Origin of the sequence: Roseitranquillus sediminis, assembly GCF_016918935.1 — a bacterium.
Taxonomy (GTDB): domain Bacteria; phylum Pseudomonadota; class Alphaproteobacteria; order Rhodobacterales; family Rhodobacteraceae; genus Roseitranquillus; species Roseitranquillus sediminis.
On record NZ_JAFFOB010000025.1, the window covers coordinates 273680 to 299148 of the forward strand.

The 25469-nt window shown below is 68.8% G+C and carries 29 protein-coding genes; 14 read left to right on the top strand and 15 right to left on the bottom strand.

Annotated elements, in window-relative coordinates; translation table 11 throughout:
- Window positions 1-46: 46 nt before the first annotated feature.
- Window positions 47-586 carry an ActR/PrrA/RegA family redox response regulator transcription factor gene (locus JM664_RS17505; protein ID WP_319637555.1) on the top strand — a complete coding sequence of 180 codons (540 nt, stop codon included), beginning with the start codon at window positions 47-49 and terminating at the stop codon, window positions 584-586.
- 4 nt (window positions 587-590) lie between these two features.
- Here the strand turns inward: JM664_RS17505 and JM664_RS17510 are convergent, their stop codons facing one another.
- Both JM664_RS17510 and JM664_RS17515 read right to left on the bottom strand, forming a co-directional pair.
- The gene (locus JM664_RS17510; protein ID WP_406675829.1) at window positions 591-2435 is read right to left on the bottom strand and encodes a cation:proton antiporter; all 1845 of its coding nucleotides are present in this window, start codon (window positions 2433-2435) and stop codon (window positions 591-593) included.
- Window positions 2436-2499: 64 nt separating this feature from the next.
- Window positions 2500-3084 (bottom strand): HD domain-containing protein, encoded by a 585-nt coding sequence (locus tag JM664_RS17515; RefSeq protein WP_227421213.1) that lies wholly within the window; start codon window positions 3082-3084, stop codon window positions 2500-2502.
- A 96-nt stretch (window positions 3085-3180) separates the two neighbouring features.
- Between JM664_RS17515 and ahcY the strand changes: the two genes are divergently transcribed.
- The 3 genes from ahcY to JM664_RS18805 all read left to right on the top strand — a co-directional run bounded on the left by ahcY (window position 3181) and on the right by JM664_RS18805 (window position 5561).
- Window positions 3181-4617, top strand: coding sequence for an adenosylhomocysteinase (ahcY, locus tag JM664_RS17520; RefSeq protein WP_227421214.1), 1437 nt, complete (start codon window positions 3181-3183; stop codon window positions 4615-4617).
- A gap of 97 nt (window positions 4618-4714) precedes the next feature.
- Window positions 4715-5263 (top strand): hypothetical protein, encoded by a 549-nt coding sequence (locus tag JM664_RS17525; protein WP_227421215.1) that lies wholly within the window; start codon window positions 4715-4717, stop codon window positions 5261-5263.
- Window positions 5264-5336: 73 nt separating this feature from the next.
- A complete protein-coding gene (locus tag JM664_RS18805) occupies window positions 5337-5561 on the top strand; it encodes a carboxypeptidase-like regulatory domain-containing protein (protein WP_264465769.1) in 225 nt (74 codons plus the stop codon).
- A gap of 3 nt (window positions 5562-5564) precedes the next feature.
- On the opposite strand, the gene JM664_RS17535 is transcribed toward JM664_RS18805, so the two are convergent.
- The gene (locus tag JM664_RS17535) at window positions 5565-6017 is read right to left on the bottom strand and encodes a metallophosphoesterase family protein (RefSeq protein WP_227421217.1); all 453 of its coding nucleotides are present in this window, start codon (window positions 6015-6017) and stop codon (window positions 5565-5567) included.
- A 65-nt stretch (window positions 6018-6082) separates the two neighbouring features.
- Here JM664_RS17535 and JM664_RS17540 point away from each other — a divergent pair, with 65 nt between their 5' ends.
- Window positions 6083-7300, top strand: a complete 1218-nt coding sequence (locus JM664_RS17540) for a TIGR03862 family flavoprotein (protein ID WP_227421218.1) — start codon at window positions 6083-6085, stop codon at window positions 7298-7300.
- A gap of 4 nt (window positions 7301-7304) precedes the next feature.
- On the opposite strand, the gene holA is transcribed toward JM664_RS17540, so the two are convergent.
- The 4 genes from holA to JM664_RS17560 form a co-directional block, all read right to left on the bottom strand.
- The gene (gene holA / locus JM664_RS17545) at window positions 7305-8330 is read right to left on the bottom strand and encodes a DNA polymerase III subunit delta (protein ID WP_227421219.1); all 1026 of its coding nucleotides are present in this window, start codon (window positions 8328-8330) and stop codon (window positions 7305-7307) included.
- The gene (locus JM664_RS17550; RefSeq protein WP_227421220.1) at window positions 8327-8815 is read right to left on the bottom strand and encodes a hypothetical protein; all 489 of its coding nucleotides are present in this window, start codon (window positions 8813-8815) and stop codon (window positions 8327-8329) included. Before JM664_RS17550 ends, holA begins: the two co-directional genes overlap by 4 nt.
- Window positions 8802-11342, bottom strand: a complete 2541-nt coding sequence (leuS, locus tag JM664_RS17555) for a leucine--tRNA ligase (protein WP_227421221.1) — start codon at window positions 11340-11342, stop codon at window positions 8802-8804. The genes JM664_RS17550 and leuS overlap by 14 nt, the downstream gene beginning before the upstream one ends.
- A gap of 68 nt (window positions 11343-11410) precedes the next feature.
- Window positions 11411-11926: a DUF3576 domain-containing protein gene (locus JM664_RS17560; protein ID WP_227421222.1), complete on the bottom strand. Its 516-nt coding sequence runs from the start codon at window positions 11924-11926 to the stop codon at window positions 11411-11413.
- Window positions 11927-12165: 239 nt separating this feature from the next.
- Between JM664_RS17560 and JM664_RS17565 the strand changes: the two genes are divergently transcribed.
- A complete protein-coding gene (locus JM664_RS17565; RefSeq protein ID WP_227421223.1) occupies window positions 12166-13209 on the top strand; it encodes a porin in 1044 nt (347 codons plus the stop codon).
- An 81-nt stretch (window positions 13210-13290) separates the two neighbouring features.
- Complete coding sequence (locus tag JM664_RS17570) at window positions 13291-13941, top strand: YggS family pyridoxal phosphate-dependent enzyme (RefSeq protein WP_227421224.1); 651 nt, start codon at window positions 13291-13293, stop codon at window positions 13939-13941.
- Here JM664_RS17570 and JM664_RS17575 read toward each other — a convergent pair.
- Both JM664_RS17575 and ribA read right to left on the bottom strand, forming a co-directional pair.
- Entirely contained in the window at window positions 13938-14429 is a 492-nt protein-coding gene (locus JM664_RS17575) for a L,D-transpeptidase family protein (protein WP_227421225.1), read from the bottom strand. The two genes, JM664_RS17570 and JM664_RS17575, sit on opposite strands and share 4 nt — an antisense overlap.
- Window positions 14426-15499, bottom strand: a complete 1074-nt coding sequence (ribA, locus tag JM664_RS17580; RefSeq protein WP_227421226.1) for a GTP cyclohydrolase II — start codon at window positions 15497-15499, stop codon at window positions 14426-14428. Before ribA ends, JM664_RS17575 begins: the two co-directional genes overlap by 4 nt.
- Before the next feature lie 163 nt (window positions 15500-15662).
- Between ribA and JM664_RS17585 the strand changes: the two genes are divergently transcribed.
- The gene (locus JM664_RS17585; protein WP_227421227.1) at window positions 15663-16349 is read left to right on the top strand and encodes a response regulator transcription factor; all 687 of its coding nucleotides are present in this window, start codon (window positions 15663-15665) and stop codon (window positions 16347-16349) included.
- Between the two features lie 45 nt (window positions 16350-16394).
- On the opposite strand, the gene JM664_RS17590 is transcribed toward JM664_RS17585, so the two are convergent.
- Window positions 16395-16883: a hypothetical protein gene (locus JM664_RS17590; protein WP_227421228.1), complete on the bottom strand. Its 489-nt coding sequence runs from the start codon at window positions 16881-16883 to the stop codon at window positions 16395-16397.
- A gap of 107 nt (window positions 16884-16990) precedes the next feature.
- Here JM664_RS17590 and JM664_RS17595 point away from each other — a divergent pair, with 107 nt between their 5' ends.
- Window positions 16991-17773, top strand: coding sequence for an exodeoxyribonuclease III (locus JM664_RS17595; RefSeq protein WP_227421229.1), 783 nt, complete (start codon window positions 16991-16993; stop codon window positions 17771-17773).
- Here JM664_RS17595 and rnhA read toward each other — a convergent pair.
- From rnhA to JM664_RS17620, 5 genes are read right to left on the bottom strand one after another with little or no spacing between them, the layout of a single operon-like run.
- Window positions 17770-18222: a ribonuclease HI gene (gene rnhA, locus JM664_RS17600; protein WP_227421230.1), complete on the bottom strand. Its 453-nt coding sequence runs from the start codon at window positions 18220-18222 to the stop codon at window positions 17770-17772. The two genes, JM664_RS17595 and rnhA, sit on opposite strands and share 4 nt — an antisense overlap.
- 15 nt (window positions 18223-18237) lie before the next feature.
- On the bottom strand, window positions 18238-18687 hold the full coding sequence (locus JM664_RS17605) for a DUF3429 domain-containing protein (RefSeq protein WP_227421231.1): 450 nt from the start codon (window positions 18685-18687) through the stop codon (window positions 18238-18240).
- 19 nt (window positions 18688-18706) lie between these two features.
- On the bottom strand, window positions 18707-19657 hold the full coding sequence (ispH, locus tag JM664_RS17610; RefSeq protein ID WP_227421232.1) for a 4-hydroxy-3-methylbut-2-enyl diphosphate reductase: 951 nt from the start codon (window positions 19655-19657) through the stop codon (window positions 18707-18709).
- Between the two features lie 46 nt (window positions 19658-19703).
- Window positions 19704-20117: a YqaA family protein gene (locus JM664_RS17615; RefSeq protein WP_227421277.1), complete on the bottom strand. Its 414-nt coding sequence runs from the start codon at window positions 20115-20117 to the stop codon at window positions 19704-19706.
- Between the two features lie 49 nt (window positions 20118-20166).
- Window positions 20167-20757 (bottom strand): LabA-like NYN domain-containing protein, encoded by a 591-nt coding sequence (locus tag JM664_RS17620; RefSeq protein ID WP_227421233.1) that lies wholly within the window; start codon window positions 20755-20757, stop codon window positions 20167-20169.
- Between the two features lie 84 nt (window positions 20758-20841).
- Between JM664_RS17620 and folK the strand changes: the two genes are divergently transcribed.
- The 5 genes from folK (at window position 20842) to JM664_RS17645 (ending at window position 25460) form a co-directional block, all read left to right on the top strand.
- Window positions 20842-21426, top strand: coding sequence for a 2-amino-4-hydroxy-6-hydroxymethyldihydropteridine diphosphokinase (gene folK / locus JM664_RS17625; RefSeq protein WP_227421234.1), 585 nt, complete (start codon window positions 20842-20844; stop codon window positions 21424-21426).
- A 79-nt stretch (window positions 21427-21505) separates the two neighbouring features.
- Window positions 21506-21859: a DNA-directed RNA polymerase subunit omega gene (gene rpoZ, locus JM664_RS17630; RefSeq protein WP_227421235.1), complete on the top strand. Its 354-nt coding sequence runs from the start codon at window positions 21506-21508 to the stop codon at window positions 21857-21859.
- A 33-nt stretch (window positions 21860-21892) separates the two neighbouring features.
- Window positions 21893-24010, top strand: coding sequence for a RelA/SpoT family protein (locus JM664_RS17635; RefSeq protein WP_319637557.1), 2118 nt, complete (start codon window positions 21893-21895; stop codon window positions 24008-24010).
- A 10-nt stretch (window positions 24011-24020) separates the two neighbouring features.
- The gene (locus JM664_RS17640; RefSeq protein WP_227421236.1) at window positions 24021-24668 is read left to right on the top strand and encodes a DUF2062 domain-containing protein; all 648 of its coding nucleotides are present in this window, start codon (window positions 24021-24023) and stop codon (window positions 24666-24668) included.
- Between the two features lie 30 nt (window positions 24669-24698).
- Window positions 24699-25460: a pyridoxine 5'-phosphate synthase gene (locus tag JM664_RS17645; protein ID WP_227421237.1), complete on the top strand. Its 762-nt coding sequence runs from the start codon at window positions 24699-24701 to the stop codon at window positions 25458-25460.
- The last annotated feature ends 9 nt before the right edge of the window (window positions 25461-25469 follow it).

Consider the following 25469-nt stretch of genomic DNA (forward strand, 5'->3'; position numbering starts at 1 on the left):
CTGCTCGGAACCCGCAACCGAAGAGGCTCGTATGGTGGAGGGGGACATGGCAGACACCGCCGACGACATGAGCCTGCTCATCGTCGACGATGATGAGCCGTTCCTGCGCCGCCTCGCCAAGGCGATGGAGCGCCGGGGTTTCACCGTCGAGACGGCAGACTGCGTCGCCGCGGGCCGGCAAGTCGCCGCGTCGCGACCGCCTGCCTTCGCCGTCGTTGACCTCAGGCTCGAGGACGGCAACGGGCTCGATGTCGTCGAGGCGCTGCGCGAACGCCGACCCGACAGCCGGATCGTGGTGCTGACGGGATACGGCGCGATCGCAACCGCGGTCGCGGCGGTGAAGATCGGTGCGACGGATTACCTTTCCAAGCCCGCCGACGCCGACGAGGTGGTCGCCGCGCTTCTCGCGCCCGCGGACGAGCTGCCGCCTCCGCCAGAGAACCCGATGTCTGCGGATCGGGTGCGGTGGGAGCATATCCAGCGGGTCTACGAGCTCTGCGACCGGAATGTCTCGGAGACGGCGCGGCGGCTCAACATGCACCGGCGCACCCTGCAGCGCATCCTCGCCAAGCGCTCGCCGCGCTGACGGCTCAGGGCTCGGGGGCCTCGGTCGCACTTTCCGCTGCGACTTCCGCAGTGTCGGGCGGCGCCATCGAGAAGAGGCGCGTGTCCGGTCGCTCGTCCGGCTCGTCCTCCGGCATCAGCATCGAGAAGCGTCCGCCGGGCGTGACCTGGGCGAGCAGGATCGCCTCGGGGCGCTTCTCGCGCCATTCCGCGAGCGTGAACTTCTCCGTCAGTCGCGTCGTGCGAAAGCTCCACCCCTCGGCGATGCGGCGGTTGAGCTGGTGGATCGTCTCGTCGCGTCCGAACGGCCGTCCGCCGAGCGTCGCCGGCAGCGTGTGACGGGCACCCGGAGGTCTGACGCGGGAGACCTGGTAGACGTTCTCGCGACCGTACTCGGGCCCGAGGTTCGTGGCGACGAGGGTGTTGTAGGCGTCGTTGTCGGTCGCGGCGACGATCGATTCATAGGCCACCAGCTCGAGCCCGTGCTCCGCCGCCTCCGACAGGATGTCGCCGTAGAAGGTGGGAAGCCCCGTCTCGCGTGCCTCGCGGAGGCGCGAGCGGTTCGGGTCGGTCAGCAGCACCGGCACCTCGGCCTGCTTCAGCGCCTCGGCGAAGCCCGTGGTCCAGGGAGAGGCGCCTACGAGCATCACGCCCGGCGTCTCGCTGCCCGTCAGGCCGAGCAGGCGCGCGAACGGGCCGAGGGTGAAGCCGTGCACGACCACGGTCGCCGCCACCAGCACGAAGGCGAGCGGCGCGACCAACGCGGCATCTTCGATCCCCAGCGCCACCAGCCGCTCGCCGAAGAGGCCCGCGACCGCGACCAAGACGACGCCGCGCGGCCCGGTGAAGGCGACAAGCACCCGTTCGCGCCATGGCAGCCGGGTGGTGATGAGCGAGATCAGCACCGTCAGCGGCCGCGCCAGCAGGACCAGCGCGATCACCACCAGCGCCGAGCGCCAGTCGAGCCGCGCCAGCGTCTCGAAGTCGAGCTGCGCGGCGAGCAGGATGAACACGCCGGAGACGAGCAGTACCGTCGCGTGTTCCTTGAAGCGGCGCAGCTCGGCGTAGGACGGCAGGTCGGCATTGGCGATGACGATGCCCATCACCGTGACCGCGAGCAGCCCGCTCTCGTGCAGGACGTGGTCGCAGAGGGCAAAGACCGCGAGCAGGATCACGAAGAGCGCCGAGACCTTCATGTATTCGGGTACGTAGCCGCGATGGAATGCCCGCGCGATACCGCGGCCCGCCAGCGCGCCCACTCCGGCCGCGACGACGATGCCGACCAGGAGATCGAGCGCCGCGCTGCCGAACTCGGTGGCGGTTCGCAGCACGACGACGACCTCGAAGGCGAGGACGGCGGCAAGTGCGCCGATCGGGTCGTTGACGATCGCCTCCCATTGCAGCAGCAGCGCCGGCCGGCGGGCGAGGCGCGCCTGCCGCAGCAGCGGCGCGATGACGGTGGGACCAGTGACGATAAGGATGCCGCCGAAGACGGCTGAGGACTCCCAGCTGAGGCCGCCGGCGTAGCGGAGCGCCAGCGCCGACAGGAGCCAGCCGAGCGGCGCGCCGATCAGCGTGAGCCGCCGCACGCCCTCGGCCGCGTCGCGCAGGTCGCGCAGGTTGAGCGTCAGGCCACCCTCGAAGAGGATCACGGCGACCGCGATGGAGACAAGCGGCATGACGAGGGCGCCGAGATCCCGCGCGGGCACGAAGGCGCCGATGACCGGGCCGACGAGGACGCCGGCGAGCAGCATCAGCACGATGGCCGGCATCCTGAGCCGCCAGGCGATCCACTGCGACCCGACGCCCAGAGCACCGACAAGCGCCACCGCGGTGACGGGATCGACCCCTCCCAACGCCACTTCCGTCACCAGGGCCCCCGCCGTTCCCGCACGCCGGGCACCTTAGCGCCAGCCGCTCCGGCGGCAACGCCGGTCAGAGCCGGGCGAGCAGTTCTGCGAGGCGCTCGGTGTAGGCGGCGCGGGTCTCGGCCGGCGGCCGCAGGTGGAGCGTCAGGGGCAGGCACTCCTCCGGCGGCCGGCGGAAGAAGCGCGTGGCCTCGGCCTCGGTGAAGCCGGCGATGCGCACGGCCTCGAGCCATGCCGAGATACGATCGGCCCGCTTGATCTGCCGCTTGACCGCCGCGGGCAGCGTGGCCGGGAGGCCGAAGCGGATGTGGATCGCGGCCGAGAGGCGTGCGTCGAGTTCGCCGTAGGCCGGCCCGACGGCGGCCTTCACCGGAGAGATCATGTCGCCGATCACATATTCCGGCGCGTCGTGGAGCAGAGCGGCCAGCCGCCAACGCGGCTCGGCCGAGGGCGCCACTTGCCCGTAGATCGACTCGACGAGGAGCGAGTGCTCCGCCACTGTGTACGGCCAGTCGCCCAGGGTCTGGCCGTTCCAGCGTGCCACGAAGGCGAGGCCGTGGGCGATGTCCTCGACCTCGATGTCGACGGGCGTGGGGTCGAGCAGGTCGAGCCTGCGCCCCGAGAGCATCCGCTGCCACGCCCGCTTCGCCATCGGCCCTCTCCGTCGAACCGGCCTGTTGCTGCACCGCAGGCGGCTGGATGGCAAGCTGCCCGGCCCCGGCGATTGTGGACAACGCCGCCCGATGCTATGCGGCGCCGAAATCGCACAGGACGATCAGGAGGGTTCCGAGTGCCGAAGGACTACATAGTCAAGGACATCTCGCTCGCGGGATGGGGCCGCACCGAGCTCGACATCGCCGAGACCGAGATGCCGGGACTGATGGCGCTGCGCGAAGAGTATGCGGGCAGCCAGCCGCTCGCCGGTGCGCGCGTCGCCGGCAGCCTGCACATGACGGTGCAGACGGCCGTCCTCATCGAGACGCTGACCGCACTGGGCGCCGAGGTGCGCTGGGCGTCGTGCAACATCTTCTCGACCCAGGACCACGCCGCGGCGGCCATCGCCGAATCGGGCGTGCCGGTCTTCGCCATCAAGGGCGAAACGCTCGAGGAGTACTGGGACTACGCCGACCGGATCTTCGACTTCGGGTCCGAGCCGGCGAACATGATCCTCGACGACGGCGGCGACGCCACGCTCTATATCCTGCTCGGCGCGCGGGTCGAGGCGGGCGAGGAAGATCTCATCGCGGTGCCGAAGTCGGAGGAGGAAGAGGCGCTCTTCGCGCAGATTCGCCGCCGCCTCGGCAGCAGCCCCGGCTGGTTCGCCAAGCAGCGCGAGGCGATCCGCGGCGTCAGCGAGGAGACGACGACCGGCGTCAACCGCCTCTACCAGCTCCACAAGGAGGGGCGCCTGCCCTTCCCCGCGATCAACGTCAACGACAGCGTGACGAAGTCCAAGTTCGACAACAAGTACGGCTGCCGCGAGAGCCTGGTTGACGGCATCCGCCGCGCGACCGACACGATGATGGCCGGCAAGGTCGCCGTGGTCTGCGGCTATGGTGACGTCGGCAAGGGCTCGGCCGCCTCGCTCCGCGGCGCCGGCGCGCGGGTGAAGGTGACGGAGGTCGACCCGATTTGCGCGCTGCAGGCGGCGATGGACGGCTACGAGGTCGTGCTGCTTGAGGACGTGGTTTCGAGCGCGGACATCTTCGTCACGACGACCGGCAACAAGGACGTCATCCGCCTCGAGCACATGCGCGAGATGAAGGACATGGCGATCGTCGGCAACATCGGGCACTTCGACAATGAGATCCAGGTTGCGGCGCTGAAGAACCACAAGTGGACGCGGGTCAAGGACCAAGTCGACCTTATCGAGATGCCGGGCGGCAATCGGATTATCCTGCTGTCGGAGGGCCGTCTTTTGAACCTGGGGAACGCCACCGGCCACCCGAGCTTCGTCATGTCGGCGAGCTTCACCAATCAGGTGCTGGCGCAGATCGAACTCTGGACCAAGGCCGACCAGTACGCGCCGGGCGTCCATGTGCTGCCCAAGCACCTCGACGAGAAGGTCGCGCGGCTGCACCTCGGCAAGATCGGCGCGAGGCTGACCGAGCTGGCGCCCGACCAGGCGGCCTACATCGGCGTGAGCCCCAAGGGGCCATTCAAGCCCGACCATTATCGCTACTGAGACGCGGCCGGGGCGGGCATTCCGCTCCGGCTGCCTGCCCCGAATTGCCGTGGCGGCAATTCTTCGTTAGCCTGCAAGTGGGCCTGCGGAGATTGGCATGGGCTTCGGTGCATTCGAGCAAGGATTGATCATCTGGGCGGTGGTCGTCCTCGTGTCGCTCGTCCCGGCCTGGATTCTCTACCGGATCCTTCCCTCGACCTCGGTCGTGACGGGGCCGTTCAAGGGCTTCGACCTGAACCTGACGGGTGCTTTCGCCGGCTACTTCATCATCATGATCTTCGGCGCGAGCATCCTGATGTTCTACGTCAAGCCGCGCACCGTCGACCTCGGGACGCGGTACTGGGTGCGCGGCGAGGCGACGCTCGGCGACGGTACCCGGCTTGCCGACGGGGATCAGCTCCGGCTGGGCCTGATCCTGATACCCCTGCGCAGGACGCGGCAGCTGATGCCCGACAACGTGATCAACTGGGAGCTGGAGGTGGCTGCGCCGACCGATGACAGCGGCGCGCCGGTCTGGCCCTTCGAGGGCGTGAACATCGCCTTTCCGAACTACTGGCCCGAAGACGTGCGCTTCAATGATCTGGAGCGTGAGCAAGGGAGTGCGAACTTTGTTCTCAAGGAGAGGATCGTGCTGGAGCCGAAATAGCGCGGCGCTGGCGATAGCGGGGCTGGTCGCGTTCGGAACCGGTGCGGCCGGCGCAGGGGACATCGCCGGGACGTTGCGCTATTCCGACACGCGCGCGCCGATCCCGCTGACGTCGGTGCAGGCCTGTCCGACTTCGGGCGGGTGCCGCGAGACGACGACGGACACGCAGGGGGCGTTCATGTTCCGCGACCTGCCGCCCGGCACCTACGAGGTGCGTGCGCCGGAGAGCAGCGTGGCGCGGGCAGAGCGCGTGACAGTCGGCGCCGGCCGCAGCACGGTGACGATCTTCGGAAACTGAGGCTCACGGGAGGAGGGTCAGGATGCGGGCACTCATGTCCGAAGTGTCGAGTCGGGCGAGCGTGACGGGCAGGCGGAAGCGGCGGGGACCGGCGCTGCCGGGGTTGAGGTAGAGGACGCCGTTCCGCACTTCCGCGGACGGCCGGTGCGAGTGCCCCGCCACGACGGCGTCGAACCCTTCGGCGCGTGGATCGAAGTCCAGCTCCTTGACGTCGTGCAGCATGTGGATGCGGCGCCCGCCGACCGCGAGGGTGGCGGTCTCGGGCAGTCCCTGCGCCCACGGCGCGGTATCCACGTTGCCCCGGATGAAACGCGAAGGTGCGATCTGCTCGAGCTCGGACATGACCTCAGGTCGGCCAAAGTCGCCTGCGTGCAGGATCAGGTCGACGCCCGACAGTGCCGCCCTCGCCTCCGGGCGAAGGTGCCCGTGAGTGTCGGAGATGACGCCGAGGATCATCGGCGAGCGGCGAGTGGGCAACCCATCGCCTCAATCCTAGCGGTTCCAGGCGGTATGGCCAGCGCATGAGCGGTCCTCTAGAGGCGGGCGCGGCGAAGGCGGAGGACGACGTGCAGACCGAGGAGACGGACGCGCTGGTGGTTGGCGGGGGGCCGGCCGGCCTGATGGCGGCCGAGGCGCTCTCGGCGGCGGGGCGCGCGGCCACCGTCGTCGAGGCGATGCCGTCGGTGGGGCGCAAGTTTCTGATGGCCGGAAAGTCCGGCCTGAATCTGACGCGCGAGGAGGCGCCGGATAAGTTCGTCGCGCGCTACGGCGCAGCGGCCGAACGACTGCGGCCGATGCTGGAGTCGTTGGGCCAGGCAGAGGTGCAGGAGTGGGCGTGGTCGCTGGGGCAGGAGCTCTTCACCGGCTCGACCGGCCGCGTGTTTCCCAGCACGATGAAGGCCTCGCCGCTGCTCCGCGCATGGCTGGGCCGGCTGGCAGAGCGCGGCGTGGAGATCCGCACCCGTTGGCGCTGGACTGGCGGCGATCTGTTCCTGACGCCGGACGGACCGCGCCTGCTGCGGCCTCGCGTGACCGTGCTCGCGCTCGGAGGCGCCAGCTGGCGGCGCCTCGGTTCGGACGGAGCCTGGACCGGCCCGCTCGGCGCGGCGGGAGTGCCGCTCGCACCGTTCCGGCCGGCGAACGTGGGGCTGGCAGTCGACTGGAGCCCGCACATGGCGCTCCACTTCGGCGCACCTGTCAAGGGCGTGGCACTCTCGGTCGGGGCCACGAGGAGCCGGGGCGAGATCGCGATCTCGCGACGGGGGCTGGAGGGCGGCGGCATCTATCCCCTGATCCCCGCGATCCGGGACGGCGCGCCGCTGACGCTGGACCTCTGCCCCGACGTTCCGCCTGCCGTGGTCGCGCAGCGGCTAGACCGGCCGCGTGGGAAGGCGACGCTGAGCACGCATCTGCGCAAGGCGCTGCGGCTCGATCCCGCGCAGCTGGCGCTGCTGCGTGAATTCGGGCGGCCGCTGCCGGAGGGTGCGGCGTTGGCGACACTGGTGAAAGCGCTGCCGGTGCGTTACGCCGGACCGCGACCACTCGATGAAGCGATCTCGGTTGCGGGCGGCGTGATGTGGGAGGGGGTCGATCCGGCGCTGATGCTCGGGGCACTGCCGGGCGTCTTCGTCGCGGGGGAGATGCTGGACTGGGAAGCACCGACCGGCGGCTACCTGCTGACGGCCTGCCTCGCCACCGGCCTCTGGGCCGGCGTTCACGCCGCGCGGTGGACCGGCTGAGCGCTCAGCGGCGGGCCATCATCGCGAGGCGGATCAGCGCCCGCTCCAGCACCGCCATCTGCGGCGCGCGGGCGGACGAGCGCAAGGCCAGGTCGGTGTCGACGAGGATCTGCAGCGCCGCGTCGAGGCGGGCCGCGCCCCAGTCCTGGGCCTGCCGTCGCATCCGGTCGCGGCGCGGGCCGAAGACAGGCGGCCTCATCCGCCCGAGCGCGGCTGCGGGACCGGCCGGGTCCGCGGCGGCGGCGAGAAGCATGCGGAAGTGGCGGCTGGCGGCGATGCAGAGCGTCACCGGCGCCGTTCCCTGCGCCTCGAGCCGGCGCATCAGTGGACCGATCCGCTCCACCTCCGCACCTGCCGCGGCGTCGACGATGTCATCCACCGCCGCCTCGGCCGTGGCAGGTGCGCAGGCGGCGACGTCGGCGGCCGTGAGTGGCGCCGGATCGCCGAGCTTGTAGAGCGCGACCTTCTCGACCGTCTGCCGGAAGTCGCCCGGATTGAGCGAGCGTCCGAGTTCGTTCAGCGCGTCGAGCGCTTCGCGGTCCCTGCCCGTGTCGATGCCGGCGGTCTGCAGCACGCGCTCGATCTCGTCGCGGCCGGGCGGGTCGTCATAGATGCCGATCGCTGCCGCTAGGGGATGCGTTTCGATGGCCCTGCGCAGCGTTGATCGCGCCGTGAGCGAACCGGCTGTCACGACGAGCTGCGCGTCACCTTCCCGCCAGTCCTCCAGCGCTGCCGACACCGCCTTTGCCTGTGCGTCGGCGGCGCCCTCAAGATGCACGACGCGCGGGCCGGGGTAGAAGCCGCGGGCGCGGACCTCGTCGGCGAGACGAGAAGGCTCGTCTCGCAGGTCGCTAGGCGCGAGGCGGATGAGCCGCATCTCGGCCTCGCCCTCGGGCCCGATGAGCGCATCGATCAGGTCCTTCCGACGCAGCGCCACGCGCATCGCGTCACCGCCATAGAGCAGGACTGCAGGGCATGCAGAATCTGGCTTGGCGAAGAAGGCGGCGGCGTCCCGGGCGCCGAGCTTCATCGGCGCCACTCGGACGCGGTTGCGACGAGCTCGTAGTAGATCCGGTCCGCCAGCAGGGTCATCAGCCGCTCCTGCGCATCCTCGGCGCCGATCTGCGTTGCCACAGTCGTCGATGTGGCCGAGTAGCCGGTGAAGTTCTGCACCCGGCCGCGGCGGACCACCGTCCCGCTGGCCGTGTCGCTGAGGACGTAAGCGACGTCGGCGACGACGCTGCGGCGGGTGGTGACCTCGTCGGCTGTCACGCCTGTGGCGATCGTTTCCTGCTCCACCTCGTAGTCGAGGCGGTAGTTCGGCGCGGCCGGCTGGCCGAGGCGCTGCTCAAGCCGGTCGACCAGATGGTACTCCACCCGAGTCTCCGGCGGCTCCACCGCCACGTCGTCGAGGACGCCACGACCGGCAGACCCCGGCGCAAGGGCCGGCTCGAAGCCGCAGGCCGCGAGCGTGGCCGCTGCGGCGGCGAGGACGGTGCGCCTAGACCACGACATTGACGATGCGCCCCGGCACCACGATCAGCTTCTTCGGCGCGCTGCCCGCCAGCGCCTTCTGCACTGCGTCGTCGGCCAGCGTCATAGCCTCGACCTCCGCGCGGTCGGCGTCGCGGGCGACGACGATCTCGGAGCGGCGCTTGCCGTTGACCTGGATCGGCAGCGTCACCGTTTCTTCCACCAGCAGCGCCTCGTCGGCCACTGGCCATGGCGCATCGGCCACCAGGCCCCTGCCCCCGAGCATCGACCAGACCTCCTCCGCCAGATGCGGCGTCATGGGCGACATGAGCTGCGCCAGCACCTTGAGCGCGCACCGCTTCGCCCCCGGCGCCGCGTCCGCACGCGAGATGGTCGCGGTGAACTCGTAGAGTCGGGCGATGGCAGCGTTGAAGCCGAAGCTGTCGATGCCGAGCGTGACGTCGCGGATCGCTTTGTGCGTCGCCCGCTCCAGCGCGTCGTCGGGCGCGGCGTCGGGCGCGGCGGCCAGCTCCGCCGCCATCCGGTGCACGCGGGCGAGGTGCCGATGCGCGGCCTCCGCCCCGGCGGCGGTCCACTCCACATCGCGCTCCGGCGGGCTGTCCGACAGGACGAACCATCGCGCGGTGTCGGCGCCGTGCTCGCGGATGATGTCGGCCGGATCGACGACGTTCTTCTTGGACTTCGACATCTTGGCGGAGGGGATGACTTCCACGGTTTCCCCCGACGCCTTCAGCCGGCCGTCCTCGACATCCTCTGGCAGGTGATAGACCGGCCGGCCCTGCGCGTCGCGCGTCTGGTAGATCTCGTGCGTGACCATGCCTTGGGTGAAGAGCGCGTCGAAGGGCTCGATCGCGCTCGCGGGCAGGTGGCCGGTCGCGTGCATCGCGCGGGCGAAGAAGCGCGAGTAGAGCAGGTGCAGGATCGCGTGCTCGATCCCGCCGATATACTGGTCGACGTTCATCCAGTAGCCGGCGTCCTCGGCCTCGGTCGGCGTCTCGGCGCGCGGCGAGGTGAAGCGGGCGTAGTACCACGACGAATCGACGAAGGTGTCCATCGTGTCGGTCTCGCGCCGCGCCTCGGCGCCGCACTTCGGGCAGGCGGTGCGGGACCAGGTAGGGTGCCGGTCGAGCGGGTTGCCCGGCTGGTCGAAGCTTACGTCGTAGGGCAGTTCCACGGGCAGGTTCTCGCGCCGCTCCGGCACCACGCCGCAGGTCTCGCAATGCACCACCGGGATCGGGCAGCCCCAGTAGCGCTGGCGGCTGAGGCCCCAGTCGCGCAGGCGGAAGCGGGTAACCCCCTGCCCCACGCCATGCTCCTCGCAGAAGGCGATAGCCGCCTCGATCGCCTCGTTCGCCGTCTGTATCTCGGGCCCCGACAGCGCGCGGGTGTAGCGCACCGTCTGGTCCTTTGGCGGCACGAACGCAACGTCGGCGACGGGCGCGGGGTCATCCACGGCCTCGAATGTCTCGATGACCGGCAGCTCGTACTTGCGGGCGAAGTCGAGGTCGCGCTGGTCGTGGGCAGGGACGCCGAAGATCGCTCCGGTGCCGTAGTCCATCAGCACGAAGTTCGCGATGTACACCGGCAGCTCGAAGTTCGTGTCGAACGGATAGCGGGCGCGCAGGCCGGTGTCGTGGCCGAGCTTCGGCGCCGTCTCCAGCGCTTCCTCGGAGGTGCCGAGGCGCCGGCACTCGGCGCAGAAGGCCTTCACCTCCTCCGACTCGCGCTCCAGTGCCTTGGCGATGGGGTGGTCGGGCGAGATGGCGACAAAGGTTGCGCCGCGGATCGTGTCGGGCCGGGTCGAGAACACCTCGATCCGGTCGTGGCCGTGCACCTCCTCCGTCAGCGAGAAGTTCAGCTGCAGTCCACGCGAGCGACCGATCCAGTTGCGCTGCATCAGCTTGACCTTATCGGGCCAGCCGTCGAGGCCGTCGATCGCCTCCAGGAGCTCGTCGGAGAAGTCCGAGATGCGGAAGAACCACTGCGTCAGTTCGCGCCGCTCGACCGGTGCGCCGGAGCGCCAGCCCTTGCCCTCGATCACCTGCTCGTTGGCGAGCACCGTCATGTCGACCGGGTCCCAGTTCACCGTCGCCGCCTTGCGGTAGACGAGGCCCGCGTCGAGCATGTCGAGGAAGAGGCGCTGCTGCTGGCCGTAATACTCGACGTCGCAGGTGGCGAACTCGCGGCTCCAGTCAATCGAGAAGCCGAGCGGCTTCATCTGCTCGCGCATGTCGGCGATGTTGCCGTAGGTCCAGTCGGCCGGATGGCCGCCGCGCTCGATCGCGGCGTTCTCGGCGGGCATCCCGAAGGCGTCCCAGCCCATTGGGTGCAGCACGGCGTGGCCGGTGGCGCGGCGGTAGCGCGCGATCACGTCGCCCATCGTGTAGTTGCGGACGTGACCGATGTGGATGCGCCCCGACGGATACGGGAACATCTCGAGCACGTAGTACTTCGGACGCGATGTATCGCGGGTCGCGCGGAAGGTACCCGCCGCGTCCCAAGCGGCCTGCCAGCGGGGCTCGGTAGCGGCGGGATCGTAGCGGGACATCTTGCGAAACCTCTGGACGTGGCGCTGACGTTGGCCGCGCCAGCCTTAGTCAGGGGGCCGCCAAAGGTCTAGAGCCGCGAATCGCGGATCCTGAGCTGGCGCGCCCGGGTGAGGATCGCGTCCTCGACCGCGCGGACCGTCTCCAGGCTCGCGGGCCCGCTGCGGGTCTGGAGCGCGACGTTGAGAGCGCGCGCGTCAAGCGCCGGGTCGCGGACGTAGACGGTGGCGCGATAGGCCTGCCCCGAGCCGGGCGGCGTGCCGTACCCCATGACGATGACGCCCGAGAACGGGTCGGCCGCCTCGACCGGCAAGAAGTCCAGCACCTCGAGCGCGGCATTCCAGATGTGCCGGTTCACCGCCACGGTGACGTTGGCGTCCGGTCCGCCGCCGAACAGGTCGAAGATCGTCTGGCGGCGCTCGATCTGGGCGTAGGGCGTCGCCTGCCGCTGGCGCAGCGTGCCCTCGCTGACCGTCGAATCGGTGGTGGACGGCGAGCGGTCGAACGGGGAGCCGGTGCCGCAGGCCGAGAGGCTCGCCATCGCCGCGATGAGGCAGAGTGCCCGTCGGGCCGCCGGCATCGTCATCTGTCGTTCCTCGAGAACCATATGTCGCCATTGACTATCCCCCACCTGGAAACCCGACAAGACGTTTCTCGGTCCGCGACCTGAGGGACGCTGTGGCATTGCTGCACCAACGAGCGACCATTCCGCCGGGCTTCGGGGGGCCGTTCTTGCGCCGAAGCCAGTCCGCCGCGCATACGCTTGTTCATCCAATTCGGTTTTCCCCGGATTGGCGTGCATCTGTAATGAAAGAGGGAAAACCAATGAAAACGGTTCTCTTCGCCACGACGGCGCTGGTCGCTTCGACCACCTTCGCCCTGGCCGACGTGACCCTGACCGGCGCGGCCGAAATGGGCGTCGCGGGCGGCGATCTGGGTCTGGACGCCGACGGCGACGACTCTGCTCTCGTCTTCCACACCGACATCGACGTCACCTTCACGCTGGTCGGCGAGACCGATACCGGCCTGAGCTTCGGCGCCAGCGTCGACCTGGACGAAGAGATCGGGGACAACAACGCCGTTGACGGTGGCGGCGAGTCGGGCGCCACGCGTGATGACGATGATGACGGCGGCGCCACCATCTTCATCTCGGGCGCCTTCGGCACCCTGACGATGGGCGACACCGACGGCGCGTTCGACTGGGCGATGACCGAAGCGATCATCGGCTCGTCGCTGCGCGACGATCACGAGCACGCGGGCTACAGCGGCAACGCCGGCCTCGACAACACGTACGACAACCAGGTTGCGCGCTACGAATACGCCTTCACCGACTTCTCGGTCGCGATCTCGGGCGAGATCGACGACGAAGGCGAAGGTGAGCCGGTCCTCGGCCTCGGTGGTCGTTACGCCACCTCGTTCGCCGGTGTGGACGTCGCGTTCGGCGCTGGTGTTCAGACCGTGAACGGCCTCGACGATGTCGCCGGTGACGCGCTGGACGACGATGTTGACAACCTGACCATCTGGGGCCTCAGCGCCGACATGACCTTCGCTGGTGGCTTCCAGGTGATCGCGAACTACTCGGACCTCGACGATGCGGGTTCGCACTACGGCATCGCCGTGGGCTACACCATGGACGCGCTGACGGTCGCCGCCAACTACGGCCGGTTCCATGACGTTCCATTCGACACTGGCGAGGACGATGCCGCTGGTGATCCGATCATCGACGAAGACGATGCGTCGGGCTGGGGCCTCGTCGCGAACTACGACCTCGGCGGCGGTGCCGAGCTGCAGGCCGGCTACGGCCACGGCGAAGACGTGGATGGTGACAACGTGAGCACCTACTCCTTCGGCGTCGCGATGGCGTTCTGATCGAGACACATATGTCTCCGGAGAGAGAGCGGGCCTCGGCCCGCTCTTTTCTTTTTTGGCCCCGCGTGGTGACGTGCGGCCATGTTGCTTGCCGAAATCAAGACCCGCATTCGAGAGGCCGAAGAGCGCGCCGGTCGCACCGAGGGCTCCGTCCGGCTGATCGCGATTTCCAAGAAGCAGCCGGTCGATCGGATAGAGGCGGTCTTGGAAGCAGGCCATCGCGTCTTCGGCGAAAACCGGGTGCAGGAGGCCGCCGGCCGCTGGCCCGAGCTGGCGGAGCGCTACCCCGGGCTCGAGCTGCACCTCGTCGGACCGTTGCAGACGAACAAGGCGCGGCAGGCGATTGAACTCTTCGACACGATCCATTCGCTCGACCGGCCGAAGCTCGCCACCACGCTGGCGCGGCTCGCCCAGGAGGAAGGGCATTGCCCGGACCTCTTCGTGCAGGTCAACACCGGCGAGGAGCCGCAGAAGGCCGGGATCGTGCCGGACGAGGCCGACGCCGTCGTCGCCGAGTGCCGCCGGATGGACCTGCCGGTGCGCGGCCTGATGTGCATCCCCCCGGTCCATGAGGAGCCCACGCTGCACTTCGCCCTCCTGGCGAAGATTGCGGAGCGGAACGACCTCGCCGAACTCTCCATGGGGATGAGCGGTGACTTCGAGCGGGCGATCATGCAGGGCGCGACCTGCGTCCGGATTGGCTCCGCCATCTTCGGCGAACGTCCGGGCTAGACGATCAGCCGGCTCCCCGGCGCCAGACGGGCGGCGATCCAGCGCAGGTGGTCCGGACGCAGCGCGACGCAGCCTTCGGTCGACCGCCCAGGACGGCGCCAGCGGTGGATGAAGATCGCCGAACCGCGGCCAGGAACCGGTGCGCGCCAGTTCCAGTCCGTCACCAGGACGAGATCGTAGAGCGGGTCCGGCCGCCGCAGGCGCTCGTGTCCGAACCGGTGCGGCGCGCGGACCTGTCGGTTGTAGTCCGTGTCGGCCGGATCGTCGGACCAGAGGTCGCCGGGGCGAATCGGCCGGGCCCACGCGGCAGGCTGAGCCATCCGATCGGGCCGGTAGAGCATGGCGACGATCCCGTGGGCTCCCGCGGGCGTCCCGCCATCGCCCTCCCGCTTGTCTGCGGTTACGCCGCCGCGCCCGATCGTGCAGGGGAAGGTTCGGCCGGCAAAGCGCAGGCCGCGCGGCGTCAGAAACACGTCCGACGGTATCACAGCAGGTGACCCGACTTGCGCGCCTTGGTCGCGAGATAGCGCGCGTTGAGCGGGTTCTGCCCGACCGCCAGCGGCACGCGCTCCACGACCTCGATGCCGCGCTCGCGCATCATCGCCACCTTGGCGGGGTTGTTCGTCATCAGGCGGATCCGGCCGATCCCCATCTGCCGCAGGATTTCGGTGCCGATGCGGAAGTCGCGTTCGTCGTCCTCGAAGCCCAGTCGGTGGTTCGCCTCGACCGTATCGAACCCCTCGTCCTGCAGGGCGTAGGCGCGCATCTTGTTGGCGAGGCCGATCCCGCGCCCCTCCTGATTGAGATAGAGAAGCACGCCCTCGCCGGCCTCTCCCATCGCGGTCAGCGCCGCGTCGAGCTGCGGGCCGCAGTCGCACTTGAGCGATCCGAGGACGTCGCCGGTGAAGCAGGCCGAATGCAACCGCACAAGCGGCGCGCCTCGGCGGTCGGGCCGGCCGATCTCGACGGCGTAATGTTCTATGCCCCCGTCGGCCGGCCGGAAGACCTGCACCCGGCCGGCGCCCGAGACCCGGAGCGGCACGCGGCCGCCCACGACGCGCCTGAGAGTCGGGATCTGGTCACGCTCCGGGGCCACTTCATCGGCGCCGACGCGCGTCAGGCCGTCCGCCGCCTCGACCGCCGGCTGGAGCAGCACGGCGGGCAGAAGCTGCGCTGCCTTGGTGAGGCGCAATGCCGCCCGGTGCGGCGCCGCACCGCCGCCGCGCACGGTCGGATACGGACCCTTGAGCGGCGAGGCGAGGTCGGCGCTCGGATCGGCAACAGAACGCAGCCACTCCACCGTGGCCGCGGCAGGCACGCGGAGGCGCACGAGGTCGCCGTCATAGACCGGAACGTGCAGCGTCTCGGCCCGCCAGCCGGTGATGGCCAGCACCGCCTCGCCGCCCCCCGCGAGGATCGCGGCCCGCTCGGGCGGCAGCGTCTCGACCGCGGCCGCCAGCCACCAAGCGCCGTCGCTCTCGATCAGGATCGGAAGCCCGATCCTGAGATCGGACCGCGCCCGCGCCAGCCGCTCGTTGGGTGTGGGACCGATCTGCACCTGACCTCCGCCTCGCGTCCGTCTCGTAGCCCTGAAGCGACGGAGTTTGAAACAAAACCGCTCGCCGGCACACGAGCGCGTGACCGCCCTGCAGCATTTCTTGAGCCAGACCAGTCGTCGGCACATCTGCGGGGCGAGAAGCAGATGACAAGGGGCAGGCGCAATGGCGAACTTGAAGAAGATACTTCTGGTCGACGACGATGACGACCTTCGCGAGGCGCTGAGCGAGCAGCTGGTGATGACCGAGGACTTCGACGTCTTCGAGGCCGGCGACGGCGCGGGCGCGATGGAGAAGGCGCGGGCAGGGCACTACGACCTCGTCATCCTCGACGTCGGTCTGCCCGATACCGACGGGCGCGAGCTCTGCCGCATCATGCGCAAGCAGGGGGTCAAATGCCCCATCGTCATGCTCACCGGACAGGACAGCGACGCGGACACGATCCTCGGGCTCGACGCGGGCGCCAACGACTACGTAACCAAGCCGTTCAAGTTTCCGGTTCTTCTGGCGCGGATCCGGGCGCAGTTGAGGCAGCACGAGCAGTCCGAGGACGCGGTCTTCCAGCTGGGGCCCTACACGTTCAAGCCGGCGCAGAAGATGCTGATCACCGAGGATGAGAAGAAGATTCGCCTGACCGAGAAGGAGACGAATATCCTGAAGTTCCTTTACAGGTCGACCGAAGGCGTGGTGCCGCGGGACGTCCTGCTGCACGAGGTCTGGGGCTACAATGCCGGCGTCACGACGCACACGCTCGAGACGCACATCTACCGGCTGCGCCAGAAGATCGAGCCGGACCCGTCGAACGCGCGCCTGCTCGTCACCGAAAGCGGCGGCTACCGGCTGGTCGCCTGAGCGGCGGTTAGCGCGGAGAGGCCGGGCACCGGCCCGGCCCGCCCTTCAGTTGGACTGGCGCAGGGAAGCCTGGAAGTCTCCTTCGATCGCTAGGTCGGCCAGCGCCTCGCTCTGCTCGTCCATGAGCTGTGACGCAAAATTTCCGGCGAGGCTGAGTGTCCCGTCGGTCATGCCGAAGGCAGTCAGCGACACCTCCGAGCTGCCTTCGCCAGTCAGCAGCGGCGCCTCGCCCTCGGCGACATAGGTCACGCGGCTGGCGGCCGGCTCGGCCGTGGGCCCCATCCCGGTGACGGCGAACTGCAGCCGCAGCATCGGCCCATCTTCACGCGGGGTGCGGTCCGGGTGCGCCACGATGTCCACGAGAACCTCGCCGCCGTCCCGTCGCCACGAGCTGGTCGGTTCGGCCCCGCCCTGCGTAATGACGTAGGTGCGCTCCTCGCCGCCGACCGTGGCCGTCACGGTGCCCACGGACTCCTGCGCCAGGACGGGAAGCGCGGTCAGCAGGGCGCTCGTCAGGATAAGTGTCTTCGCCATGTGCTCCTTCCTTTCGTCGTTCCTCCACACCTAATCCGCTCGTCCCAGACCGCCACGACTTGAGCGCCGGGCCATCGTTCGGTAGCGTCCGCGGCCTTGGAGGGGACATGGCACTGACAATCGCGACTTGGAACATCAACTCGGTGCGGCTGAGGGCGGACCTCGTGACGCGCCTGCTTGCGGAGCGGGGCCCTGACGTGCTCTGCCTGCAGGAGTGCAAGTCGCCGGTGGAGAAGCTGCCGGACTTCGCCGAAGCCGGCTATCGCTGGTGCGTGGCGCGCGGGCAGAAGGGTTACAACGGCGTCGCGATCCTGAGCCGGCTGCCGATCGAGGATGCGGGACAGGTCGAGGTGTGCAGCCGCGGCGACGCGCGTCATGTGGCGGCACGGCTGGAGAATGGGGTGGTCGTCCACAACCTCTACGTGCCGGCGGGCGGCGATGTGCCGGACCCGGACCTCAACCCGAAGTTCGCCCACAAGCTCGACTTCGTCGCCCGGATGCAGGACTGGTTCCGCGCCAACACCCCGCGGCGCAGCATCTTGGTCGGCGACCTGAACATCGCGCCGCGCGAGGATGACGTCTGGAGCCACCGGCAGCTGCTGAAGGTCGTCAGCCACACGCCGGTCGAGACCGAGGCGCTGCTCGACGCGCAGGGCGTGGGCGGCTGGACCGACGTCACGCGGACGCACCATCCGGAGGGGCCGCTCTTCTCCTGGTGGTCCTACCGCTCGCCGAACTGGGAGAAGGCGGACCGGGGCAGGCGGCTGGATCATGTCTGGGCATCTTCCGACATCGCGGCTGCGGCGGTGGAGTCGCATGTGCTGAAGGATGCGCGCCGGTGGGAGCGGCCGTCGGACCACGTGCCGGTCTTCGCGACCTTCGACCTCTAGCGCTTGAACGGAGCCATGCCCGCGCGCGCCAGCTCGTCGGCGCGTTCGTTTTCCGGGTGGCCGGCGTGGCCCTTGATCCACTCCCACCGCACCTGATGCGGAGCCTGCGCCGCGTCGAGGCGGCGCCAGAGATCCTCGTTCTTGACCGGCTTGCGGGTGGAGGTCTTCCAGCCGTTGCGCTTCCAGCCATGTAGCCAGCTGGTGATGCCGTTCTTCAGGTAGGCGCTGTCGGTGACGATGGTGATGAGCGACGGTCGGCGCAGGCTCTCCAGCGCACCGATCGCCGCCATCAGCTCCATCCGGTTGTTGGTGGTCAGCGCCTCGCCGCCCGACAGGGCACGCTCGCGGACCACCCGCTCGCCGTCGCGGGCGACCAGCAGGGCGCCCCAGCCGCCGGGGCCGGGGTTGCCGCTGCAGGCGCCGTCGGTGAAGGCGAAGAGCTCAGCCAAGGTCGTCGCCCCCGCTCATAGCGCCACCGGCGCGAGCGACAGGACCACGACGGCAGTCAGGAGTAGGCGCAGGCGCATCCACCAGCGCGGCGCGAGGCCCCGCCACCAGAACATCCAGTCGATGCCGAGGATTCCGACGAAGCCAGCGATGAGGTAGATCGCCGCCGAGACGGGTCCCCCGCCGACGAAGAGGAACGCCCAGAGCGCCGGCAGGACGCTGAGCACGTAGCCGCTGGCAGCCACCGCACCCCTGGCTCGCGTCGCGAAGCCCCAGAGCACGCCCGACATGAAAGACAGGATCACGACGCCATAGGACAGCTGGACATAGGGTCCGATGAAACGCGGCCCCAGCACCCGCGCACCCTCCGCCGCGAGCCAGTCCGACTGCATCGTGAGCGCGCCCCAGACGAAGGGGATCAGCCCAGCGAGGCCGAGCGCAAGCGGGACCCTTGGCACTGACTTCACCGTGCGTGCCGGGCGCGACTCATGCCGGCTCGCGCAGGACGCGCGGCACCTTGAATTCCACCCGCTCCACCGCGGTTTCGACCAGCTCGATCGTGACGTCCCAGCGAGCACGGAATGCCTCCACCACCTCGTCGACCAGCACTTCAGGCGCCGACGCGCCGGCGGTGATGCCGACCGAGCGGATGCCGTCGATCGCCCGCCAGTCGATGTCGGCGGCCCGCTGCACGAGCTGTGCGTAACCGCAGCCGGCGCGGGCGCCTACTTCCACCAGCCGCTTCGAATTGGACGAGTTCGGCGCGCCAATCACCAGCAGCGCGTCGATCTCCGGTGCCATCGCCTTGACCGCCTCCTGACGGTTGGTCGTGGCGTAGCAGATGTCCTCCTTGCGCGGCCCGGCGATGGCCGGAAAGCGCGCACGCAGCGCCTCGACGATTGCGGCGGTGTCGTCGACGCTGAGGGTGGTCTGGGTGATGTAGGCCAGCCGCTCGGGGTCGCGCACCTCCAAGGTTGCCACGTCGCCCGCCGTCTCGACGAGCAGGACCTCGCCCGGAGGGAGCTGGCCCATAGTCCCCTCGGTCTCCGGGTGGCCGGCGTGACCGATCATCACGATTTGCAGTCCGTTCTGGTGGTGACGCTCCGCCTCGTTATGGACTTTGGTGACCAAAGGGCATGTGGCGTCGATATGGATCATCTCTCGCCGCCGCGCCTCGGCCGGCACCGCCTTGGGCACGCCGTGGGCGGAAAATATCACCGGCCGGTCGTCCGGTGCCTCCTCCAGCTCCTCGACGAAGACGGCGCCCTGCTCGCGCAGGCTGTCCACGACGTAGCGGTTGTGCACGATCTCGTGCCGCACGTAGACGGGTGCGCCCCACTTCTCGAGCGCCATCTCGACGATCTTGATCGCCCGGTCGACGCCGGCGCAGAAGCCGCGCGGCGCGGCGAGGTAGAGCTTCAAGGGCGGTTTCGGCATCACGGTCATAACGTCTCGGAGGCGTACGTGTTGGGCGGCGGCGCGTCTAGCCCCCGACGGTTCGCTCGGTGAGCCAGGCCAGCGCGACATAGCGTCCCGTCTTGGCTGCGGCCACCAAGACCAGGAACAACGGGAGCGGCGTGCGCATTACCCCGGCGGCCACGGTGATCGCGTCGCCGAGCGGCGCCCAGCTGAGCAGCAGGGTCCAGACGCCCCAGCGTGCATACCACCTCTGCGCCCGGTCCATCTGCGCCTCGCCGGCTGGAAACCACCGGCGATGGCGGAAGCGCTCGATCCAGAAGCCGAGGGCGTAGTTTACGACCGAGCCCAGCGTATTGCCGAGGCTGGCGACTGCCACCAGCAGGGCGATGGGAATGTCCGCATGCAGTTGCAGCGCAGCGAACACGATCTCGGACTGGAACGGCAGGATCGTGGCGGCGCCGAACGCCGTGGCAAACATAGTGGCGAGAGCGGCCAGGTCGGTCACGCAGAGGGCCGGCTCCCACGCCTCAGCCGGCAGGATCGGCGATCCGGTCGTCGTTCTCGCGCGGGTCGCGGGGCTCGCGCGGTTCGCGCGGCGTGCGGCCGATGACCTCTTTCAGCTCGTCGAGCTCGATAAAGTTGTCCGCCTGCCGCCGCAACTCGTCAGCGATCATCGGCGGAGTGCTGCGGATCGTCGAGACGACCGACACCCGCACGCCCTGCCGCTGCAGGCTCTCGACCAGCGGCCTGTAGTCCCCGTCGCCCGAGAACAGCACGATGTGGTCGATCCGCGGCGCCAGCTCCATCGCATCGACCGTCAGCTCGATGTCCATGTTGCCCTTGATTTTGCGCCGGCCTTGGCTGTCGATGAACTCCTTCGCGGGCTTCGTCACCATGGTGAAGCCGTTGTAGTGGAGCCAGTCGACGAGAGGCCTGATCGGAGAGTAGTCCTCGCTTTCGATCAAGGCCGTGTAGTAGAACGCCCTGAGCAGCTTGCCGCGCCGCATGAATTCCTGCCGCAGGAGCTTGTAGTCGATGTCGAACCCGAGCGCCTTGGCGGCCGCATAGAGGTTCGCACCGTCAATGAACAGCGCCAGCCGCTCATCCCTGTAGAACATTTCCTGATCCCTTGTCTGGGGCTCTGCGGCCTAAAAAAAACGGGTCAACCCTTGGCACCCAGGGCACGATGAAAGGCTTCACTAATGGAGCAACGCACCAGACCGCAAGCGATCCTCGTGGCTGCCGGCTCAAATCTCGAGACCGGCGGTATATTGCCGGCCGAACAACTGGAAAAGGCAAGAACGGCACTCGGGATCCGCGGATGGCGACTCATCCGTGCGTCCCGATATTATCACACTCCCGCGTGGCCCGAGGGTGCCGGTCCCGATTTCGTCAACGCGGTCTTTCTGCTTGAGGCGCGCGAGGAGGGACCCACCGAACTTTTACGCGATCTGCATGTGATCGAGGCGCTGGCGGGACGCGAACGGTCACTGCGGTGGGCGCCGCGCAGCCTCGACCTCGACCTCGTCGCTTGGGGGGAACGGACGGAACCGGACCGGGCCACGTTCAAGGCCTGGCGCGACATGTCGCCCGAGCGACAGGCGCGAGAGGCGCCGGATTGTCTGATCCTGCCACATCCCAGAATGCACGAACGCGCCTTCGTCCTCGTGCCGCTGGTCGAGATCGCGCCGGATTGGCGGCATCCGGTGCTGGACCGCAGCGCGCAGGAGTTGCTCGCTGCCTTGCCGGCGAAAGCGCGTGCGGCCATCAAACCTCTGACGGGATGAAGGCTTTGGCGCTTGTCAAGCAGCGGTCGCCTGAGTATGTAAGGCGCTTGACTTTTCCGAACGACGATTGGAGCTGCCAATGGCCCGCGTGACGGTCGAAGATTGCGTCGACAAGGTTCCGAACCGGTTCGATCTGGTGATGCTCGCCGCCCATCGCGCACGTGAGATTGCGTCGGGCGCGCCGATCACGGTCGATCGCGACAACGACAAGAACCCGGTCGTCAGCCTGCGCGAGATCGCCGAGGAGACGCAGAGCGCCGAGGAGCTGCGCGAGCGGATGATCGAGAGCAACCAGACGCAGATCGAGGTCGACGAGCCGGAAGAGGACGCGATGGCCCTCCTGATGGGGGCGCAGCCTGACCGGCCTGCCCAGGACGACATGTCCGAAGAGAAGCTGCTGCGCGCGCTCATGGAAGCGCAGAAGCCGCAGTAGACGGCCCTGCTCGCCGAGGCCGGACAGCGTGGAATCGATGCGGACGACCTCGTCGATCTCGTCCGCAACTACAACCCGCGCAGCGACGCGGAACTGATCCGACGGGCGTTCGCCTACGGCGAGCGCATGCATGACGGACAGATGCGTCATTCCGGCGAGCCTTACTTCACGCACCCGGTCGCCGTCGCCGCCATTCTCACCGAGATGCGGCTCGACGACGCGACCATCGTCACCGCGTTGCTCCACGATGTCATCGAGGACACACGCTCGACCTACGCCGATCTCGTCAAGCAGTTCGGCAAGGAGGTGGCCGAGCTGGTCGACGGGGTGACCAAGCTCACCAACCTCCAGCTCAGCTCGACCGAGACCAAGCAGGCCGAGAACTTCCGCAAGCTCTTCATGGCGATGGCCAAGGATCTGCGGGTGATCCTGGTCAAGCTGGCCGACCGGCTGCACAACATGCGCACGATCAAGTCGATGCGCGCCGACAAGCAGGTGCAGAAGTCGCGCGAGACGATGGAGATCTATGCGCCGCTTGCCGGTCGCATGGGCATGCAGTGGATGCGCGAGGAGCTCGAGGACCTAGCCTTCCGCGTGCTGAACCCCGAGGGACGCTCGTCGATCATCCGCCGCTTCATCACGCTCCAGCGCGAGAGCGGCGACGTCATCTATCGCATCTCCGCAGACATCCGGCACGAACTGGAGAAGGCGGGGATCGAGGCCGACGTCTTCGGCCGCGCCAAGAAGCCCTACTCGATCTGGCGGAAGATGCAGGAGAAGGAGCAGGGCTTCTCGCGCCTCTCCGACATCTACGGCTTTCGCGTCATCACGCAGAGCGACGAGGACTGCTACCGCGTGCTGGGCGCCATCCACCAGCGCTGGCGGGCGGTGCCGGGCCGGTTCAAGGACTACATCAGCCAGCCGAAGTCGAACGGCTACCGATCGATCCATACCACCGTCTCGGGACGCGACGGAAAGCGGGTCGAGGTTCAGATCCGTTCGCGCAGGATGCACGAGGTGGCGGAGGCGGGCGTGGCCGCCCACTGGGCCTATCGCGACGGCGTTCGGGCCGAGAATCCGTTCGCCGTCGATCCGGCGAAGTGGATCGCGACCCTTACGGCGCAGTTCGACAGCGCCGACGATCACGACGAGTTCCTCGAGGCCGTGAAGCTCGAGATGTATCAGGATCAGGTCTTCTGCTTCACGCCCAAGGGCGAAGTGGTCAAGCTGCCGCGCGGGGCGACGCCGATCGACTTCGCCTACGCCATTCATACCCGGATCGGGGACGCCTGCGTGGGCGCCAAGGTCGACGGACTGCGCGTGCCGCTCTGGACGCGGCTGAAGAATGGTCAGTCGGTCGAGATCATGACCGCCGAGGGCCAGCGGCCGCAGGTCACCTGGATGGACATCGCCGCCACAGGGCGCGCCAAGACCGCGATCCGCCGCAGCCTGCGGGAGGAGGATCGCGAGCGCTTCGTGAAGCTGGGCCGCGAGCTCGTCCGAGTCGCCTTCGAGCACATCGGCCGGCGCGCGACGGAGAAGGCGCTCACCACCGCGGCGCGCCAGCTCGGGCTGGCGGGACCGGAGGACCTGCTGGCGCATCTCGGCTCGGCCGAGATCACCGCGCGGCAGGTGATCGAGACGCTCTACCCCGAACTTGCCGCCAAGACGGGCGACGAGATCGACGAGGCGCGCGCGGTCATCGGCCTGTCACCGGGGCAGACGTTCAAGCGCGCCGACTGCTGCCAGCCGGTCCCCGGTGAGCGCATCGTGGGTATCACCTATCGCGGCCGCGGGGTGGTCGTGCATGCGATCGACTGCGAGGTACTGGCCGAGCTCCAGGACCAGACGAATCGGTGGGTCGACCTGCAATGGCATTCGGGCCGCCATCCTCCGGTCCACGTGGTCAGCCTCGACCTCACGCTGTCGAACGACGCGGGCGTGCTCGGCCGGGTCTGCACGTTGATCGGTGAGCAGAAGGCCAATATCTCCGACCTCAGGGTGCTGGACCGAAAGCCGGACTTTTACCGGATGATCATCGATGTCGAGCTAAGGGACGTTGAGCACCTGCACGCGGTGCGGCTCGCGCTGGAGGCCGATACCGACGTCGCGGAGGTGAAGCGGCTGAGGGATCCGTCCCGCCGCCCTTGACGGAGGGGAGATGTTCAAGCGGCGCACCAAGCGAACCTGGCCGGCCGCCGTCGGCAGGTGGATCTATCCGCGCGGCGGATGGACTCGTGCCGCACGCTACGTGTCACACCGTCTGCGCCGCCTGCCGGATCCGGCCGACAAGATCGCGCGCGGGATCGCCGCCGGCGTCTTCATCAGCTTCACACCCTTCTTCGGCGCGCATTTCCTGTTCTCGGCGGGTCTGGCCTGGGCGATCAGGGGCAACATCGTCGCCTCGCTGCTGGCAACGTTCTTCGGCAACCCGATCACGTTCCCGATCATCGCGGCGACTTCCGTTGAACTGGGGTCGTGGCTGCTGGGGCAGCCGCCGGTGCCGCTGCCGCGGATCGTGGCATCCTTCTCCTACGCGTCGCTCGAGCTCTGGAGCAACCTCGGCGCGGTCCTCAGCGGCGCGGAGACCGACTGGTCGCGGCTCGACATCTTCTTCCGGCAGGTCTTCTGGCCATACCTCGTCGGTGGGATTGGACCCGGTCTGGCGGCGGCGCTGGTCGCGTATGGCGCAGCGCGGCCGCTCATCAGCGCGTATCAGCGCAGGCGGATCAAGCGGCAGGAGAAGCGGCTGGGCCTGACGCGCAGACCTGCGAAACCGGCGGCTGACAGCATGTTCAACGCCGAGTAGGGTCGCCCGAAGAGCGGCGGAGGTCTCACGATGGGTACGGCAAGGCGATTGCGGCTGGGGGTCAACATCGATCACGTGGCGACGGTGCGCAACGCACGCGGCGGCTCGTACCCGGACCCGCTGCGGGCGGCGCAGATGGCCGAGGAGGCTGGCGCCGATGGTATCACTGCCCATCTGCGTGAGGATCGCCGCCACATCTCGGACGCCGATATTGACCTGCTGGTGCAAAGCCTCGACGTCCCGCTCAACCTCGAGATGGCGGCCACCGACGACATGCAGGCGATTGGGCTGCGTCACGTCCCGCACGCCGTCTGCATCGTGCCCGAGCGCCGCGAGGAACGTACCACCGAGGGCGGGCTGGAGGTCGCGAGGGACGAGAACCGCCTCGCCCATTTCATCGCGCCGTTGCGGGAGGCGGGCTGCCGTGTCTCGATCTTCATCGCGGCGGACGCGGCACAGATCGAGGCCGCCGCGCGCATCGGCGCGGCCGTCGTCGAGCTCCACACTGGCGCCTACTGCGATGCCCATGCCGAGGGCCGCTTCAGCGAGCGCGACGAGGAACTTGCGCGGCTGCGCGAGATGGCAACGTTCGCCCACGGGCTGGGGCTGGAGGTCCACGCTGGCCACGGGCTGACCTACGACACGGTCAAGCCGGTCGCCGCCCTTCCGGAGGTGCGCGAGCTCAACATCGGCCACTTCTTGATCGGCGAGGCGATCTTCCGCGGCCTGCCTGCCGCCATCGCCGAGATGCGTCGGCTGATGGACGAGGCGCGTGCCGGGGTCGCGGCGTGAGCCGGGTGC

Bases quoted from the DNA above. Each gene is read 5' to 3' on its own strand.
- JM664_RS17585 (WP_227421227.1), top strand. From the start codon at position 15,663: ATGGCGAACTTGAAGAAGATACTTCTGGTCGACGACGATGACGACCTT.
- JM664_RS17535 (WP_227421217.1), bottom strand. From the start codon at position 6,017: ATGATCCTCGGCGTCATCTCCGACACTCACGGGCACCTTCGCCCGGAG.
- ispH (WP_227421232.1), bottom strand. From the start codon at position 19,657: ATGCCGAAACCGCCCTTGAAGCTCTACCTCGCCGCGCCGCGCGGCTTC.
- JM664_RS17550 (WP_227421220.1), bottom strand. From the start codon at position 8,815: ATGTCGTGGTCTAGGCGCACCGTCCTCGCCGCCGCAGCGGCCACGCTC.
- rpoZ (WP_227421235.1), top strand. From the start codon at position 21,506: ATGGCCCGCGTGACGGTCGAAGATTGCGTCGACAAGGTTCCGAACCGG.
- JM664_RS17515 (WP_227421213.1), bottom strand. From the start codon at position 3,084: ATGGCGAAGCGGGCGTGGCAGCGGATGCTCTCGGGGCGCAGGCTCGAC.
- JM664_RS17570 (WP_227421224.1), top strand. From the start codon at position 13,291: ATGTTGCTTGCCGAAATCAAGACCCGCATTCGAGAGGCCGAAGAGCGC.
- JM664_RS17645 (WP_227421237.1), top strand. From the start codon at position 24,699: ATGGGTACGGCAAGGCGATTGCGGCTGGGGGTCAACATCGATCACGTG.
- JM664_RS17615 (WP_227421277.1), bottom strand. From the start codon at position 20,117: ATGTTTGCCACGGCGTTCGGCGCCGCCACGATCCTGCCGTTCCAGTCC.
- JM664_RS17560 (WP_227421222.1), bottom strand. From the start codon at position 11,926: ATGACGATGCCGGCGGCCCGACGGGCACTCTGCCTCATCGCGGCGATG.
- JM664_RS17505 (WP_319637555.1), top strand. From the start codon at position 47: ATGGCAGACACCGCCGACGACATGAGCCTGCTCATCGTCGACGATGAT.
- ahcY (WP_227421214.1), top strand. From the start codon at position 3,181: ATGCGGCGCCGAAATCGCACAGGACGATCAGGAGGGTTCCGAGTGCCG.
- JM664_RS17590 (WP_227421228.1), bottom strand. From the start codon at position 16,883: ATGGCGAAGACACTTATCCTGACGAGCGCCCTGCTGACCGCGCTTCCC.
- leuS (WP_227421221.1), bottom strand. From the start codon at position 11,342: ATGTCCCGCTACGATCCCGCCGCTACCGAGCCCCGCTGGCAGGCCGCT.
- holA (WP_227421219.1), bottom strand. From the start codon at position 8,330: ATGAAGCTCGGCGCCCGGGACGCCGCCGCCTTCTTCGCCAAGCCAGAT.
- JM664_RS17565 (WP_227421223.1), top strand. From the start codon at position 12,166: ATGAAAACGGTTCTCTTCGCCACGACGGCGCTGGTCGCTTCGACCACC.
- JM664_RS17525 (WP_227421215.1), top strand. From the start codon at position 4,715: ATGGGCTTCGGTGCATTCGAGCAAGGATTGATCATCTGGGCGGTGGTC.
- JM664_RS17540 (WP_227421218.1), top strand. From the start codon at position 6,083: ATGAGCGGTCCTCTAGAGGCGGGCGCGGCGAAGGCGGAGGACGACGTG.
- JM664_RS17595 (WP_227421229.1), top strand. From the start codon at position 16,991: ATGGCACTGACAATCGCGACTTGGAACATCAACTCGGTGCGGCTGAGG.
- JM664_RS17620 (WP_227421233.1), bottom strand. From the start codon at position 20,757: ATGTTCTACAGGGATGAGCGGCTGGCGCTGTTCATTGACGGTGCGAAC.
- JM664_RS17640 (WP_227421236.1), top strand. From the start codon at position 24,021: ATGTTCAAGCGGCGCACCAAGCGAACCTGGCCGGCCGCCGTCGGCAGG.
- folK (WP_227421234.1), top strand. From the start codon at position 20,842: ATGGAGCAACGCACCAGACCGCAAGCGATCCTCGTGGCTGCCGGCTCA.